Origin of the sequence: Nereida sp., assembly GCF_965655635.1 — a bacterium.
In the GTDB taxonomy this organism is placed as follows: domain Bacteria; phylum Pseudomonadota; class Alphaproteobacteria; order Rhodobacterales; family Rhodobacteraceae; genus Nereida.
The window spans coordinates 20,486-36,989 of sequence record NZ_CBFHHE010000021.1 but is presented as its reverse complement, the minus strand read 5'-3'; the positions used below and the strand labels follow the sequence as shown (position 1 = coordinate 36,989).

The 16,504-nt window shown below is 54.4% G+C and carries 17 protein-coding genes; 6 read left to right on the top strand and 11 right to left on the bottom strand.

The annotated features are described in order from the left end of the window. From ACTF5M_RS07890 to ACTF5M_RS07880, 3 genes are all read right to left on the bottom strand, one after another. Positions 1–654, bottom strand: a 654-nt coding sequence (locus tag ACTF5M_RS07890; protein ID WP_438960487.1) for a metal ABC transporter permease, incomplete at its 3' end; no start/stop codon positions are given. Beyond that, on the bottom strand, positions 651–1,406 hold the full coding sequence (locus ACTF5M_RS07885) for an ATP-binding cassette domain-containing protein (protein WP_438960486.1): 756 nt from the start codon (positions 1,404–1,406) through the stop codon (positions 651–653). The genes ACTF5M_RS07885 and ACTF5M_RS07890, both read right to left, overlap by 4 nt. Next, on the bottom strand, positions 1,403–1,882 hold the full coding sequence (locus ACTF5M_RS07880; RefSeq protein WP_438960485.1) for a transcriptional repressor: 480 nt from the start codon (positions 1,880–1,882) through the stop codon (positions 1,403–1,405). Before ACTF5M_RS07880 ends, ACTF5M_RS07885 begins: the two co-directional genes overlap by 4 nt. Before the next feature lie 111 nt (positions 1,883–1,993). Here ACTF5M_RS07880 and ACTF5M_RS07875 point away from each other — a divergent pair, with 111 nt between their 5' ends. Continuing rightward, a complete protein-coding gene (locus ACTF5M_RS07875) occupies positions 1,994–3,043 on the top strand; it encodes a zinc ABC transporter substrate-binding protein (protein ID WP_438960484.1) in 1,050 nt (349 codons plus the stop codon). Positions 3,044–3,074: 31 nt separating this feature from the next. On the opposite strand, the gene ACTF5M_RS07870 is transcribed toward ACTF5M_RS07875, so the two are convergent. The 6 genes from ACTF5M_RS07870 to ACTF5M_RS07845 all read right to left on the bottom strand — a co-directional run bounded on the left by ACTF5M_RS07870 (position 3,075) and on the right by ACTF5M_RS07845 (position 8,322). Continuing rightward, positions 3,075–4,475, bottom strand: coding sequence for a TRAP transporter large permease (locus ACTF5M_RS07870; RefSeq protein WP_438960483.1), 1,401 nt, complete (start codon positions 4,473–4,475; stop codon positions 3,075–3,077). Beyond that, the gene (locus ACTF5M_RS07865) at positions 4,462–5,112 is read right to left on the bottom strand and encodes a TRAP transporter small permease subunit (protein ID WP_438960482.1); all 651 of its coding nucleotides are present in this window, start codon (positions 5,110–5,112) and stop codon (positions 4,462–4,464) included. Before ACTF5M_RS07865 ends, ACTF5M_RS07870 begins: the two co-directional genes overlap by 14 nt. A 112-nt stretch (positions 5,113–5,224) precedes the next feature. Beyond that, on the bottom strand, positions 5,225–6,235 hold the full coding sequence (locus tag ACTF5M_RS07860; RefSeq protein WP_438960481.1) for a C4-dicarboxylate TRAP transporter substrate-binding protein: 1,011 nt from the start codon (positions 6,233–6,235) through the stop codon (positions 5,225–5,227). A gap of 126 nt (positions 6,236–6,361) precedes the next feature. Beyond that, a complete protein-coding gene (locus tag ACTF5M_RS07855; protein ID WP_438960480.1) occupies positions 6,362–7,312 on the bottom strand; it encodes a phosphoadenosine phosphosulfate reductase in 951 nt (316 codons plus the stop codon). Positions 7,313–7,314: 2 nt separating this feature from the next. After that, positions 7,315–7,779, bottom strand: a complete 465-nt coding sequence (locus tag ACTF5M_RS07850; protein ID WP_438960479.1) for a hypothetical protein — start codon at positions 7,777–7,779, stop codon at positions 7,315–7,317. A gap of 9 nt (positions 7,780–7,788) precedes the next feature. Beyond that, positions 7,789–8,322, bottom strand: coding sequence for a hypothetical protein (locus tag ACTF5M_RS07845; RefSeq protein ID WP_438960478.1), 534 nt, complete (start codon positions 8,320–8,322; stop codon positions 7,789–7,791). A 198-nt stretch (positions 8,323–8,520) separates the two neighbouring features. Here ACTF5M_RS07845 and ACTF5M_RS07840 point away from each other — a divergent pair, with 198 nt between their 5' ends. The 3 genes from ACTF5M_RS07840 to ACTF5M_RS07830 are packed head-to-tail and all read left to right on the top strand — an operon-like array spanning position 8,521 to position 11,740. Beyond that, positions 8,521–8,754: a glycosyltransferase family 2 protein gene (locus ACTF5M_RS07840; RefSeq protein WP_438960477.1), complete on the top strand. Its 234-nt coding sequence runs from the start codon at positions 8,521–8,523 to the stop codon at positions 8,752–8,754. A 27-nt stretch (positions 8,755–8,781) separates the two neighbouring features. Further along, the gene (locus tag ACTF5M_RS07835) at positions 8,782–9,531 is read left to right on the top strand and encodes a glycosyltransferase family 2 protein (RefSeq protein ID WP_438960490.1); all 750 of its coding nucleotides are present in this window, start codon (positions 8,782–8,784) and stop codon (positions 9,529–9,531) included. Then, on the top strand, positions 9,524–11,740 hold the full coding sequence (locus ACTF5M_RS07830) for a glycosyltransferase family 2 protein (RefSeq protein ID WP_438960476.1): 2,217 nt from the start codon (positions 9,524–9,526) through the stop codon (positions 11,738–11,740). Before ACTF5M_RS07835 ends, ACTF5M_RS07830 begins: the two co-directional genes overlap by 8 nt. Positions 11,741–11,743: 3 nt before the next feature. On the opposite strand, the gene rpe is transcribed toward ACTF5M_RS07830, so the two are convergent. Beyond that, positions 11,744–12,421 (bottom strand): ribulose-phosphate 3-epimerase, encoded by a 678-nt coding sequence (gene rpe, locus ACTF5M_RS07825; protein ID WP_391481171.1) that lies wholly within the window; start codon positions 12,419–12,421, stop codon positions 11,744–11,746. Between the two features lie 166 nt (positions 12,422–12,587). On the opposite strand from rpe, the gene deoC reads away from it, so the two are divergent. Further along, positions 12,588–13,562 (top strand): deoxyribose-phosphate aldolase, encoded by a 975-nt coding sequence (gene deoC / locus ACTF5M_RS07820; protein WP_438960475.1) that lies wholly within the window; start codon positions 12,588–12,590, stop codon positions 13,560–13,562. Positions 13,563–13,565: 3 nt separating this feature from the next. Continuing rightward, positions 13,566–15,890: an aldehyde dehydrogenase family protein gene (locus tag ACTF5M_RS07815; protein ID WP_438960474.1), complete on the top strand. Its 2,325-nt coding sequence runs from the start codon at positions 13,566–13,568 to the stop codon at positions 15,888–15,890. Between the two features lie 11 nt (positions 15,891–15,901). On the opposite strand, the gene ACTF5M_RS07810 is transcribed toward ACTF5M_RS07815, so the two are convergent. Further along, positions 15,902–16,504 carry a DUF1523 family protein gene (locus tag ACTF5M_RS07810; RefSeq protein ID WP_438960473.1) on the bottom strand — a complete coding sequence of 201 codons (603 nt, stop codon included), beginning with the start codon at positions 16,502–16,504 and terminating at the stop codon, positions 15,902–15,904.

Below are 16,504 nucleotides of genomic sequence, written 5' to 3'. Positions count from 1 at the left end.
CAAAACTGCCATGGTTTCCGGACTACGGGCAAGCGCACGGGCGGTTGCCGCCGGAATGATGAGCAAAGCCGCAATCAACAGCGCGCCGACAACCTTGATCGCCACTGCTACAACCAATGCCAAGGCGACCGTCAAAACAAACTGCTCGCGGCGCGGATTGATACCTGCTGCAAACGCCAAATCTTCGCTCATGGTTGATGTCAGCAACGCGGACCAGCGCCACCAAAGCAGTCCCAAGATGATAAGCACGCCACCCCAAATCACCCCAAGATCAGCTGGGCTGACAGCCAGAATATCGCCGAAAAGATAACTGTTCAGATCAATACGGTTGCCTTGCAAGAACGAAACCCCAACCAATCCGAACGCCAAAGTGCCATGGGCCATCACACCAAGAAGCGCATCCCCAGACAGCCCTCTGCCGCTCATCCCTGAAACGGCTGTGGCCATGAGAAGGCAGACGACCATGATCCCCGCAGAGATTGAAATGCTCAACGCCAAGGCAAGTGCAACCCCGAGGATGGCTGCGTGCGCTGTCGCGTCACCAATATAGGCCATGCGGCGCCATACGACAAAACATCCAAGTGGCCCTGCCGCTAGCGCAACACCGATCCCCGCAAGCGCTGCGCGAACCAAAAAGTCATCTAGGTAGCTCATCCGTGGGCCTCGTGATGGTCGTGGACACAGTTTCCGGCCTCATCATGCGCGTGGTCATGATCGTGGCGATAAAGAGCCAGTGCACCTTGGGTGCCTGTGCCGAAAAGCGCGCGGTATTCTGGTGCTGAGGCCACGTGTTCTGGCGCTCCTTCACAACACACATGGCCATTAAGGCAAATCACGCGGTCCGAGGCAGCCATCACAACATGCAACTCGTGGCTGACCATCAACACAGCGCACCCAAGAGTTTGGCGCACTTCTTCAATCTGGCGGTAGAATGACGCCGACCCCGTTTGATCAAGCCCCTGAGTTGCCTCATCAAGGACTAGCACGTCATTTGACGCCAAAAGCGCACGCGCCAACAAGACCCGTTGAAGCTGCCCGCCCGACAAACCCACCATCGGCCGTTGTGCCAAATCGCCCACACCCGCCTGCGCCAGTGCTTCACGCACTTTAGTGGAACCAACCCGCGAGGGCAGGTTCAAGAACCGCGCAACCGTGATGGGCAGCGTGCTATCGATCTGCAGTTTTTGCGGAATGTAGCCAATGCGCAAGCCATCCGCGCGGGTAACTGTGCCAGACGTCGGCTGATGCGCCCCAATCAGTGTGCGCAGAAATGTCGACTTGCCAGAGCCGTTGGGTCCTACGATCGTGACGATTTCGCCTGCCTCAAGACGAAAGTTCACACGGTCCAGCACGCGCAATGCGCCGATGCGAACATCAACATCGCGGGCTTCGAGTAAAGTCTTCACGGTTGCGCTCCGTCACAGTTTGGGCAAACACCTTCGGCCTCGACTACTGCGCGTTCAATGATAAATCCAGCGTCTCTTGCAGATGCCGCAACGGTATCCTCGGACAAGTTCGCAATTCCTTCGGCCACGTTTTCACAAACACGGCAAATCAAAAATGCCGGCACATGTTCTGACGACGGATGCGAACAGGCGACAAAGGCGTTTAGTCGTTCGATCTTATGAGCAAAGCCATTGCTTACAAGAAAGTCGAGCGCACGATACGCAACTGGTGGCTGCGCACTGAAACCGTCGGCCTTGAGAACGGCGAGAATATCATATGCCCCCATGGCTTGATGTTTTGCCAACAGGATTTCCAGCACACGTTGACGTACGGGCGTAAGTTGAAGGCCCCGCTCAGCGCATTGCTTTTGCACGGATGTCACGTTGTGCGCGATGCACGTTCCGTGATCATGGGATTTAAATCCAATTGGCTGCATCAGTGCACCTCCTGCAATACGCCACAAGCTCCGACGCAATTTTGACTTGTTATGATATACCATAACATATATCAACCCGCGTGATATTATAACACCCCCAAGGTCCTACTCATGTTTTCTTCTCGTTTCACAGCCCTGCTGACAACCACTACACTGGCAGCACTTCCTGCAGCCGCACAAACACCAAACGTGGTCACCGACATCGCGCCTGTTGCAAGTCTTGTCGCACATATTATGGGTGATTTGGGCACACCGCGTAACTTAATCATACCGGACGCATCGCCACATGATTACGCCCTACGCCCGTCCGATGCCCGTGCGTTACGCGATGCGGATGTGGTGTTCTGGATCGGCGGTGCACTTACCCCGTGGTTAGAAGCACCCCTTGAGACACTCAGCAAAAATGCCGAGCATATATCCCTTTTGAATGCCGAAGCGACTAAACTGATTGAACCACGTGATCTTGGTCACGACCATCATGATCACGGCGCGGACAAACACGACGAACATGATGATCATGATGATCATGACCACGACAAAGAACATGCCGATGACCATGACGAGCACGATCATGAAAAAGAACATGGCCATGATGAACACAAAGACCACGGCCATGACGAGCACAATCACACAGATGCACAGGGCAATCTTGTTGATCCACACGCGTGGCTTGACCCAAACAATGCCATTGCGTGGTTAGATGTAATTGCGGCGGCTCTGTCGAAGGCCGATCCCGAAAACCGAGCAACTTACGAACAAAACGCGGCAACGACGGCGGCTGAAATAGTGCAAACCATGTCAGCAATTGACTTCAGAATGGCGCCGCACACAGACGCATCTTACGCTGTTTTGCACGACGCATTCGCATATTTTGAAACTCGGCTTGGCATTGAACCCGCCGGAGCAATCACGCTGACCGATGCCCAAAGTCCAAGTCCCGCCCATATTGCCAGCCTGCGTGAAACACTCACCGAAGCGAACGTCACATGCACCTTCGCGGAACCGGCAACAGATACGCGTTTGCTTGGCGTGGCCACCGAAGGGCTTGATGTGCGCTTTGCTACGGTTGATCCGCTCGGCACACCTGACATGGCCTACACGGACCTTATCGCCAATATCGCGGATGCAATGGCGAGCTGCTTTAAAGGCACCTCAAACTAGCGAAGGGCTCGCAGGCACCTGCTCCGTGACCCTACACCAATGAAGGCAGCCACAGCACAATCCACGGGAAGGTGACCAGCAAACCAATTGTGATGGCATCAGCGATGAAGAACGGGGTAACGCCCTTGAAAACGTCTTGCACGCTGATGTCGTCACGTACGCCCGCAACCACAAAGCAGTTCAAACCAATAGGCGGTGTGATCAGGCAAAATTCGGCCATTTTTACCACCAAAATCCCGAACCAAATCGCGCACATCGGCCCAGACATACCAAACGAACTGTCAGCTGCAGAAACGGCTTCACCGCCGTTCAGGGCCATCACCGCTGGATAAACAACGGGCAGCGTCAACAAAAGCATCCCGATCGCATCCATAAACATGCCCAACACCGCATAAGCCAGCAAAATACAGATCAAAATCGCCATCGGCTCATAAGGTAGACTGGTAATCCAGTCCGCAAACGCACCGGGCAGATCCGCAAAACCAAGAAAGCGGACGTAGATCAAAACGCCCCAAATAATGGTAAAGATCATCACGCTCAGCTTCGCCGTTTCCAACAGCGCCGCCTTCAATTCGGGCCAGCGCATTCCGCGATAAACGGCCATAAGGAAGACAACGAACGCGCCAATGGCACCACCTTCGGTTGGCGTCCCCCAAGCGTCGCCGCCAAACGGGTTATAGACGAACATAATGATGATCACGACGACGAAGATAATCGGCAACGCCGGTGGCAATGACGCAAAACGCTGGCCCCACGTAAAGCCGCGTACGGGCGGGCCGAATCCCTTGATTGTTAATGCCATGCCGATGATCAAAATAGCGTATACGATCGCGCTAAAGACACCAGGGATGAACCCCGCAAGCAATAACTTACCCACGTCCTGTTCAACAATAATGGCGTAGATCACCAAAATTGCGGAGGGCGGAATGAGGCTGGCCAACGTACCACCAGCAGCCACCACACCAGCCGCAAAGCGTTTGTCATAACCGATCTTGAGCATTTCTGGGATGGCGATCCGCGCAAAGACCGCAGCAGTCGCTACCGACGCACCAGATACGGCAGCAAAGCCAGCTGTGGCAAAGATGGTGGATACAGCCAAGCCACCGGGCACCCATGCGATCCACCGCTTAGCTGCCTCGAAGAGCGCCTTGGTCAGGCCTGCGTGATACGCCAAATAACCGATCATGATGAATGTAGGAATGAGGCTAAGCGCCTGCGAGCTGACTTTTGAGTGCGGCACCTGACCGGCGGTTTTGGAAGCAACCTGCAGCGCCCACATGAATTGATCTGGCGCCATACCTTTCTTGGCCCAGAATATCCAAACAAGCCCAACCATGCCCGCCATGGCAGCAGCAAACGCAACCCGCATGCCAAGCACCACCACCACCAGCATTGCACCCGTGACCCAAAGGCCGATCTCAATCGGTTCCATGTCCGGCCTCCTTACGGTCGTTCGTTTCAACAGCTTTTGCTTCAAGTGCAGCAGCCGTGGCCGCGTCAATCGGAAGCGGCACCGCCACCGCATGCCCAGTCACGACCGCGCGCCCATACCCCCAAACCTGAAGCGCCAGACGCGCTGACAGAACAGAAAAGGCAACTGGTGCCAAAAGTTTCGCGGGCCAAATAGGGAGCGCAATATCCATTGAGCTATCGCGGCTCCACATCGGGGATCCGAAATCAAAACTGCGTTGGAAGTGCGCCCAAGTGCCCCAAACTAATAGGACCATCAGGATTAAAATCAGCAGTGTCGTGATTAACTCAACCGCATAAAGAAACCGCCCTTTCAACGCGCCGACCAACATATCCATTCGGATGTGGCCACCGTCGCGCTGTGTGTAGGCGACACCCATAAACGCGATTAGCGGCATGGCTTGCTCAATATAATCAACGTAGCCCGGCACGGGCGCGTTGAAGAAATTCCGTCCGCTAACTGAAACAACAGCCAACACCATAAGGCCAAAGACGGCCAGACCGCTGCAAAGGGCCAAGACCCGCTCAGCTTTCAAAAGCTGCTGATCAAGGCGGCTCAAAACGGAAGTGTCGGTTGTCACATTTACTGCGCCAGCCATCGGTATCTCCCTCAGCGGATAAAATTCTTGAAATAACTGCCAACTGCAATGTCTGGCAAAAATGCACCCCGCGCGGGTATTTTGCGCGAGGTGCTTAACTCATACGTCGCGCTTAGCTACCGCTTGAAATCATGCCTGACACAAAATCGAGCAACTCCTGCGCAGGCAAACCTTTGGCGGTGTTGTCTGCAACCCAAGATGCCGCCGCGGGGCCTGCCACTTTGTCTTTGAACGCCGCTAGTTCGCTGTCGGAATATGTCACGCGCTCAATACCGCGCTCATCCAAAGCTGGACCCCAAGCGTCCATTGTCGCACCGTTATATGTGGCGATGTAGTGATCAAGCGCCTCGTCGATCGAGCCCAAAAGTGCCGCGCGGTGCGCATCAGACAAATCATTCAGCGCATCAGTATTTGCAACCACTGGGCAGTTGACTGTGCCCGGGTTCAGGTTTGTGGTCCACCATTTGGCGTTCTCAATAGTGCCAAATGACATATGCGCGTGGGGCGCAAAGCTGACCGCCTTAACGACGCCACTGTCCATGGCCTGACGTACTTCGGTCGCTGACATAGATGTAGGCACAGCGCCGACGGCTTCCATGGCTTTGCCGATCCCGCCCGTGGCGCGAACACTCAGACCTTCGTAGGCCGCAAGTGTTTTTGGCGCATCACCGACACCCACAATGTTGTACTGTGGTAGTGGCGAAGGCATCAAAAGGGTCGCGTTCCAACGGGCCAAATCCTCTTGGACCGCAGGCTGTTGATAGAGCGCCTGCGAGATTTCGCGCTCTTGCTCAAGGCTGCTTACGCCAAGAAACGGCAATTCCAAAACAGTGATCGACGGGTTTTTATCGCGGTGATAACCGGCGCAGAATTGTGCCATTTCGAATGCACCGATGCTGATGCCATCAAGATTTTCACGGTTCTTGGACAGGCCGCCGTAGCTGATGTTGAGTGTAAACTCACCGCCTGTTTTCTCGCTGACCAATTCAGCGAGCTTTTCGACGTGCTCGGTAAAGGCGCGGCGTTTGCCCCACAGCGAGACATTCCATTCAGTCGCAAGAGCCTCACCAGCAAATGCCAACGACAGGGCTGCGATCGCGGTGCGTTGTAGTAGTTTGTTCATCTTGTTTCCTCCCAAAAACGGTCATGTCAATGACGACGAATTAAGAGTGAAACTTGTTTAACCACATTTGGCAACAGGCAAGCTTAGGATAGTTCCAAGCTTTTTGGGCCAAAGCATAAAGCAGAATTATTTGCCTCGTTTTTGGGCAATAAGCTGCGCTTCGGCTTTCGCAAGCGCACGGCGAAACTTGGGGCCCCCGCGGGTATTTAGTACTGCACGGGTGTAATTCGCGACAAGCCAAGGCCGGTCAAGCTGTTGCAAACGCCGCAGCATCTCTTGTTGGTACCGCACAGCAAGCAGGCGGGCACGCATCAATTTATAAAACATTTGCCGGTTCATCGTGCCGTCTACGCAGCCCATCACAACCTGCTTCAAAACACCCATCCGCATCCAGAGTGACGCGATACGGTGCCCCATGAACCGACAGTGGTACTTAGTGATGTTGTGGCCCCGAAAAAGTGCCGCATGCATCGCATCAAGCGGTTCTCGGGGGTCATAGAAAAGATGCACGCGGTTCGCATTTTCTACTTGATCCGGACCATAGGCGTACCGCCCGGAATAGCTACGTGCCCATGCTTTACGGTACCGCGTTTCCCACGCCGCAACATCGCGCGACAGTGTGGCTTGCGGGCTGAGCAAAATCGCCGTTGAGCCCGGCGCGGCGGCGCAAAACACGGATGCAGCATAGGCCCCCATGGATGCGCCGTAAAATACGACATTATCGAACTGTTCGAAGAAGCCTTCGGCCTGAAGCCGATCAAAGAAATCGAACACATGCTCATCGCGGCACCATGTCCACCCATGGGCCATCATCCCAAGCATCGACCACCCTCGCGATGTCACAAAATCATAACCCCACGGCATTCGATCATCCGCGCCCTCAAATACATGGTCAAGGTTTTCAAAAGTAACGATCAACGTCTTGGATCCTGAACCATCACCTCGAACAAACAAGCTCGTATGCTCCGCGCCGATCTCTTCATAAAAACCACGTTCCGCATCCAAGTGCGCAAGCTCTGCGCGCCAATCACCTTTGCTTACTTCAGGTTCTTGCGGCGTCCTAAGATCATCCGCCATTATCAAGATCCCGTTTTGAAAAGTGATGGCGCGCCACGGACAAGCGTGTCTCGGCAATCTTTGATGAAGGACTTCTCAACGCGGTATTTACGACTTAACGCATCGATTGAGGCATCTTTGGCAAGTGCAGCCAAAGCAATCTGTGCACATCCGTCAGGGTCGCTCGCAATGGCAGGTGCGGTCACAATCTTCGTTGGAATTGGCGCAATATCAGGCTTTATCGCGTGCTTGTCGATCAAGCCCGCCATAAAGCTTCCCCTGCGCGGAATGCCGCCCTCTTCCTCCTCAAGCCGTGGCTTCATACGACGGGCCCAAAAGTGCACCCCGTAAGTACCTTCTGTTAGACGCTCTTCAATATCGAACCGCGACATGATCATGTGATTTCGATCTGGAAAACTGATTGGATAAAAGCCCGTCTCAGGCTGGGCTTTGTCAACTTCACCGGTCTGCTTGAGGAAATATGTCACTGCCGCAGGTCAGGTGAAGCCCCAATTTTGCTCTGTCATGTGAACGGCTCGGCCCGCATCTTTTTCTGCCTGCAACTCTTTTTGCTGCCACGGCTTAAGCCATGGACCAATCGCATATTCATCTTTGAAAAATGCCAACATCAGATCAGGCGCGGGGCTATCTTGCGGCAGGCCCAACACCGCGTTGCACACAAGATTGGGTTTTTCCCAGCCAAAAATATGCCCACCCGCAATGTAAAAAGGACGCCAGCAATACATATCCGCGTCAACCCACACCTGACCAGTTTGCTTGATCATGTTCAGCCGCCATAAATCCGCATGGATCGCGGGGGATCCTGTGCGCGCATGGCGGTAAATCGGTTCGGCCGGAAAAATTTCTTCCGCATCAGCAGCCTTCACACCGTCGGGCACGTTCTCAATGGGGCTGTAACTATACAAAGTGGTCTCATGCCCCGCATCCGCGAAGCTTTTCAGGCACAACTGCTCAAGCCATGAAAGACGGCCACCAATCCACAGGCTGGCTATTTTGGGAAGTTCGGACACACACCACCTCGCCCACTCAAGCCAGCGCCCCTGTGGCGCTTTTCATACGTGGGTACTCATCAACTACCGCTACTTCACCAACTGTTTGTTACCAAAGCAAGGCATTTAACTGGCATTTTAAGGAACAAAGGTTGTCGTTTTGTAGCAAGGTTCGCTATCATCATGCCAGTAACGAGCAGCAAGCCACGAAGGCATTCGATGAACATACTCGCAATTACCTGCGTCAAGAACGAGGGGCCATACCTTGTTGACTGGCTGGCACATCTGCGCGCCATTGGGGTTGACCACGTTCTGGCGTTCTCAAACGATTGCGAAGATGGCACGGATCAGCTGCTTGATGAATGTGCCACTAAGGGCTGGCTGACCCATCACCGACAAACACATGAAGGCGCGCGAACACTTCAATGGCAAGCGCTGAAAGCCGCCGCATAAGACCCTGCATATCATGCGGCCGACTGGATCATATTCATCGACGTTGATGAGTATATCTGCCTTTCGAAAGGGGTCAAAAACCTGCGGGATTTGATCCAACGCGCAGATGGTGCAGACGCAATCGCCATGCCTTGGCGCCTGTTTGGAAACGCAGGGCGGCACGACATATCGTTTGAACCGGTAACGAGCCGCTTTACGCAATCCGCACCGCGCGACATCGCGCTACCGCTTGCGCATTTTTTCAAAACTCTCTTCCGGCGCAGTGCTTTTCGTGAGCCGGGCATCCACCGGCCCAAACCGATCAAAAACAAAGCCGCAACATGGGTAGACAACGGCCTAAACCCGTTACTCAATAAATTTGCGACATCAAACGGAAGGATCAATTTGTTCGGCAACGATTGCCCGCGCCCGCTTGTGCAACTGAACCATTATTCAGTTCGTTCAACCGAAGAGTTCATGCTTAAGGCGCAACGTGGCCTGCCGAACAAGATGGAGCGCGATATTGATGTTGGTTATTGGGTCAGCCGCAATTGGAACGACGAAACCCATAATCCTCTCCCGCCTCCGGACAGAAGCGGAATTGAGACCCCAGAGATTTTGAACATAGAGACGCGCGCACAAAACTGGCACCGACGTACTTTCAAGGCATTGATGCAGGACGCGGACGCAGTGCCGCGATATTGGCAGTTGATACTTGCGGGCAGTTCATCAGCGCCGAAGGCCGAAATGGCCCAGGCGCATTTACATCGTTTACAGCGGGCCCATCAAAATGACTGACCTTCTGTTTCGCACCCTACCCGCGAAGGATGTTGCCACGCCCAACGGTACCGTTCGCGTATTGGATCAAGTGGTCGACGATGGTGTTTCGCGCACGTATTTCGCCCGCGGCACGAACGTGGAAGCCGTGATTTCAACGCCTGAGTATCCTATCGACGATGTGCGCAGTATAGGCGAAGGCCTCTTGGTGCGCGGCACCAGCGATAGCAACGCCCTACCCCTGTTGGGCTCACCACTTTTCACGCCATCAAAAGTTGAAACGGAGCTATTTGATGGCCTCAATACATTGCTTTCAGTACGCAACAGCGAAAGCCTACAAGACGTTGTCGACTGGCTTACCTATCACCATGAACACCACGGCGCACAGGCGGCCCTGATTGTTGACCGCGCGCCCAATGACCCACTTCTTGATGACGCTTTGCGCTCAGTAGTGGGTTTGACCCGCGTTGTGGTCCTACGCAGCCCGCTGCCTTGGGGTGACGCGACTCTACCAGCAGAAACTCACCCTTATTGCGCGCCAACGGCCCCCGGCAAAGACCGGATGAAAATTCCGCCGCCGTCGCTTTGGGATAGCCCACTTGGAGAGCTGTTAATCTATGAAATCGCTAAGACACGCTTTCTGGCCAAAGCACGGGCTGTCGCAAACATTGAAATTTGCGATCTGCTAGCACCCGTTGATGGCAAGAATATTTTCGACGCGGCCGTATCAACACAAGGTGGTGTCATTACCTTAGCGGGGCGGCGATGTTTTCCGTGGCGCGTTCGCCCGGGCAACGCCCCCCATTTCAGCGATCATACATGCGTGCAATTCGATACCAACAAAGCCAAGAAACGCTGGTGTGTCGCGCCATCAATCACCGGTCCCGATACGGTCTGGCGGATGATCCGCGTTGTCGGCGCGGATGCAGACCCCGCGCAGGCGATGCTTTATTACAATTGCATGAATATGCGCCATCGCCACAAGAACATCAGCGCTATTGTGCCAAAAACCTCGCTGGTTGAGGACCCACACTTGCTGGCATTATCACAGCAGGCTTGGGGGGCGTCCCCGGTCCGCGTCCCTGCTGAAAAACTGCGTAAGCGGAATCCGAACGATCGATCTACGGTGATCGTAACCTGCATGAAAAACGAAGGGCCGTTTATTCTTGAATGGATCGCTTATCATCGCGCAATCGGCGTTGAGAACTTCATTGTCTACACCAACGATTGTGATGATGGAACGGACACGTTTCTGGATCTGCTCCAAGCAAAAGGCTATCTGCAACACCGCGAAAATCCGTTTAAGGGCACTAATCTAAAGCCACAGCACGCGGCCCTCGCTGCATCGGAGAAAGAGGCGATTGTTCAAAACTCCGCGTGGGCCGTATCAATGGATGTGGACGAATTCATTTGCGTTCACACTGGTAACGGCACGCTTGGCGCTATGTTTGACGCCGTGCCTGATGCGAACATGATCAGCATGACATGGCGCTTGTTTGGCAACGCTGAAATCCATCAATTTGAGGATCATCTACTTACCGAAAATTACACCCGATGTGCGCGCGAATTCGCTAATAAACCGCACCAAGCATGGGGGTTTAAAACCCTGTTTCGCCAAGATGGCATTTTCAAAAAACTCGGTGTTCACCGACCGAAAGGATTGCGGCCACAGCTCAAAGATAATTTGCGGTGGGTGAACGGCTCGGCCCGGCCGATGCCACAGGACAGTTTTCGCAACACATGGCGTTCAACGTCCGATACCTATGGATACAATCTGGTCTCCTTGAACCACTATGCGGTGCGATCCGCTGAAAGCTTTTTGGTCAAGCGCGACCGTGGCCGCGTCAATCATGTCGATCGCGATCAGAGCCTCGCCTATTGGTTTCGAATAAATAACAACGAAGAGGAAAATACCTCAATCCTGCGCATGGTGCCCCGCCTGAAAGCGGAGCTTGCGCAGATGCTGTCGGACCCCGAAATTTCGGCGCAGCATAACGCGTGCGTTCGTGCGCACCGCGACAAAATTAAAGCGCTCCGCAACTCAGATACGTTCGAGAAGTTCTACACCGAAATTACCAGCCCACGCATGGAACGTCTGGGCCGGCTGCACAAACACTTCGGAGCAAACGTGTTCTTAGGCGGACCAGAAAACGTGCCTGATGACGTGGTTTTTCAAGACCATCCGGACGACTTTTTCTTCACCGTCGAGCGTCAAGACACCCAGCACTGAGACTTAGGCACAGGCGTCTCGGATCGCACGAATGTTTTCGCCATAAGGTGCGGGGTTTGAAACTGATCCACCACGGAAAACTGCAGAACCCGCCACCAACACATCAGCGCCCGCATTGGCAACCAAGGGTGCCGTAGCAGGGGTCACGCCGCCGTCGATTTCGATATGAATTGGGCGGTCACCAATCATTGCGCGCAGCTTGGCAACTTTTGCAGTCATGTCGATAAACGACTGCCCCCCAAAACCAGGGTTCACGGTCATGACACAGACCAAATCAACCATATCAAGCAACTCTTCTACCGCACTGGCAGGGGTTGCAGGGTTCAACGCAACTCCCGCTTTGGCACCCGCACCACGGATTGCCTGCAAAGTTCGGTGGATGTGTGGACCCGCCTCAACGTGCGCCGTGATGAAATCTGCGCCGCTTTCGGCAAATGCTTCGATGTAGGGATCAACCGGCGCAATCATCAGATGCACGTCCATCACACCCTTGATGTGCGGACGGATCGCTTTGCAGGTGCTGGGACCAAATGTGATGTTGGGCACGAAATGACCGTCCATTACATCCACGTGGACCCAATCAGCGCCTTGCGCCTCAACGGCCTCACACTCTGCGCCAAAATTGGCAAAATCCGCAGACAAAATTGACGGGGCGATTTTTAGTGAGCGATCAAATGACATTGGGCAGAGACTCCAGCTTGGGTTTGGCAAGCTCTTAGCGCCCCCGACCCCTTTTGGCTAGGAATTGTCGCATAAGCTGTCATCGCCGCGCTTTGCACCGTTTCACTTTGGGTGTATCGGTGAGGCAAATCTTGCACCAATTCGGCAAAGGCGTCATCGTAAATTCATGCAAACCCTGTCTCAACTTCCCTCCGTCACGCTGCCGCGCAATGATGGTATCCCACTTGATCTTGATTGGGTCGCAAGCGTTCAGGCCAACACCTCAGCGATTGAGAGACGCGCCAAAACACTGCCCGCGCGGCGCTCAGTCAAGAAAGACCATCAGGCCGCTTGGTTGCTGAAAGCAGTTTCATGCATCGACCTGACCACCCTGTCTGGTGATGATACGCAGGGGCGCGTTCGCAGACTGTGCGCCAAGGCCAAACAGCCCGTCGCATCCCAAACACTGGATGCTTTCGGCCTGCCAAACCTGACGACCGGCGCAGTATGTGTGTACCACGACATGATTGAAACCGCCGTCAAAGCGCTTGAGGGCACTGGCATTCTAGTGGCAGCTGTTTCAACTGGCTTTCCTGCGGGCCTATCCCCACTGCACCTAAGGCTTGAAGAAATCCGCGAAAGCGTAAAGGCGGGGGCCTGTGAAATCGACATCGTCATCTCGCGCCGTCACGCCCTTACAGGCAACTGGCAGGCGCTTTATGATGAGACAAAGGCCATGCGTGAAGCTTGCGGGCCAGCCCACATGAAAGCCATTCTTGCAACAGGCGAGTTGGGCACGTTGCGCAATGTCGCCCGCGCCAGCTTGGTGTGCATGATGGCAGGCTCTGACTTCATCAAGACATCCACCGGCAAAGAGCCGGTCAATGCGACCTTACCAGTGACCCTGACGATGCTGAGGGCAATTCGGGCCTATCACGCCAGAACCGGCCTAATGGTAGGCTACAAACCTGCAGGTGGCATCTCAAAGGCTAAGGATGCAATCACCTATCTAACGATGATCAAAGAGGAACTTGGTGACCGCTGGCTACAGCCCGATCTGTTCCGCTTTGGCGCTTCCTCCCTTCTTGGCGACATCGAGCGCCAACTCGAACATCATCTAACGGGGCGCTACTCCGCCACCCACCGCCATCCGATTGGATAACTCATGACAGTAAAAGACATTTTCGAAACGATGGATTACGGAACCGCGCCTGAAAGCACATCAGAAGCCATGGCGTGGCTGGCCGAACATAACGCAGCATTCGGACATTTCATTGACGGCGCTTTCACCGTTCATAGCAACGGCTTTGCAAGCAAAAACCCCGCCACCGGCGAGGCTCTGGCGCAGATTAGTCAGGCGCATCAATCAGATGTAGATGCCGCAGTGAAAGCCGCCCGCAAGGCGCAACCGAAATGGGCCAAAGACGGTCACGCTCGTGCAAAAGTGCTTTATGCGATTGCGCGCCTTTTACAAAAACACAGCCGTCTTTTTGCTGTTCTTGAAACGCTTGATAATGGCAAACCAATCCGCGAGAGCCGCGACATTGATGTGCCTTTGGCGCAGCGCCATTTCTATTACCACGCAGGCATGGCGCAACTGATGCGCAGCGAGTTGCCTGACGCCGAAGCACTTGGTGTTTGCGGTCAGATCATCCCGTGGAACTTTCCGCTATTGATGTTGGCTTGGAAGATCGCGCCAGCTCTGGCAATGGGCAACACAGTTGTGCTGAAGCCTGCAGAATACACAACGCTCACCGCATTATTGTTTGCCCAAATCTGTCAACAAGCGGGCGTTCCCAAAGGCGTTGTGAACATCGTGACCGGTGATGCCGCAGTAGGCGAAATGATCGTGGCGGCAGACGTCGACAAAATTGCATTCACTGGCTCAACGCAAGTTGGGCGGATCATCCGTGAAGCCACAGCAGGCACCAGCAAAGCCCTGACCCTAGAGTTAGGGGGCAAGTCTCCTTACATTATTTTCGACGACGCCGATATCGACAGCGCTGTTGAAGGGCTGGTCGATGCGATTTGGTTCAACCAAGGTCAAGTGTGCTGCGCGGGCTCGCGCCTGTTGGTTCAAGAAGGCATCGCAGATGATGTTTATGCACGCCTTAAAACCCGCATGAAAGCGCTCCGCGTGGGCAATCCGCTCGATAAATCAATCGACGTGGGTGCAATCGTTGATCCAGTGCAGCTTGAGACGATCAAGTCACTTGTGGCGTCGAACGAAGATGGTGAGCTGTTCCAAACATCAGCCCCCGAGGGATGTTTTTATCCCCCAACACTCATCACGGGCCTGCATCCGGCAGATGATTTGATGCAGCGGGAAATTTTTGGCCCTGTGCTTTGCGCAACGACATTCCGCACCCCCGCAGAGGCTGTGGAAGTTGCCAACAACACCCGTTACGGCTTGGCCGCCTCTGTGTGGTCGGAGAACATCAACCTCACACTAGACATCGCTCCCAAGCTTGTCAGCGGCATCGTCTGGATCAACGGCACGAACATGATGGACGCAGCCAGTGGCTTTGGCGGTGTGCGCGAAAGCGGCTTTGGGCGCGAAGGCGGGTGGGAAGGGCTCAGCGCTTACACAAAGCCGAAAACTGTGCGCAAACCACTTGGCACCCTGACCGCCTATACCGGTGATGCAGCTCCCGCTGACGCGATCGACCGAACGGCCAAGCTTTACATCGGCGGCAAACACGCACGTCCAGACAGCGGATATTCAAAGGCTGTATTCGGTAAAAAAGGCGACCTTTTGGGGCACGTCAGCTTGGCAAGCCGCAAAGATATCCGCAACGTCGCCGAGGCCACCCAAGCCGCAAAATCATGGTCTGCAACAACAGGCCACCTGCGCGCGCAAATTCTGTACTATCTTGCCGAAAACCTGGCAGCGCGCAGCGGTGAATTTGCCGCGCGCCTTGACGCCATGCAGGGCGGCAAAGACGGAGCAGCCGAAGTCGCAGCGTCTCTTGATCGCCTGTTCAGTGCGGCAGCTTGGGCAGATAAATACGACGGCAATATCCATGATGTACCCATGCGCGGCGTGGCAATGGCAATGCATGAACCAATCGGTACCATAGGGATTATCGCGCCCAATGAGGCGCCACTGTTGGGTTTGATCAGTACGCTGGCCCCTGCATTGGCCATGGGCAACCGCGTTATTTTATGCGCCTCAGAGCCTTTTCCATTGGCAGCGACAGATCTAATCCAAGTGTTGGAAACGTCAGATATCCCTGCGGGGGTCGTGAATATTTTAACCGGCTCGCATAGTGAACTGGCGCCGCATCTTGCAGGTCACATGGGCATTGAGGCCTGCTGGAGTTTCGGCAGCGCGAATGTATCTAAGGCTGTCGAAGTCGCGTCCGTGGGTAATCTAAAACGCACATGGGTCAACAACGGACTACAAACAGACTGGAGCCGTGACCAGACGAAACAGATACTGGCGCATGCCACCCAAGTGAAAAATATCTGGGTGCCTTACGGCGAATAACGCGGCTTGGTTTAACGGCCAAGCCAGCCACGGATGCGCGTGCGTGTTCCATCAAGGCCTTCATCAACTTCGTCCCCAAGCGGATCAATCTTGGCAACGCGGAACCTACGCCACCGCACCCAAACGGCCCAAAAGACGGCTGCGAGCATGGTCAGGAAAACGATGTTGAACCACGGGATGAGCTGTACATCCGGCCCTGTGACACGCTTGATACTGATCGCGTTTGGGTAGATCGAAAGAAACTCACTGCGCAAACCGTAGTGGGTCACCGCGTACCACTCATCACGCTCAACAGACTGGGCTTCAGCCTGTAGGTTTGAGCTGTCGAGTTTGAAATAAAATGGGCCCCCAAAGCCCGTATCTTCATTGCGAAATACATAAGGCCGCTCGCGGGCCATGCGCGTGTTGATCAACCGCAAGTCACGGTTTTGAAGGGTCGCGTCATTGCCGCTGTCGGATTGCGCATAGAACACGCGGTTCCAGCCGGACAAATCAGCGCGTAAAATCTCTGTACCTTTGATCTGAACGATGTCGCGCTGTGGCAGACTGTAATACAGAACCGAGCCAACGCTCAGCCAAAATACGGTAAGGATCGACCACTTAATGAAACGCAT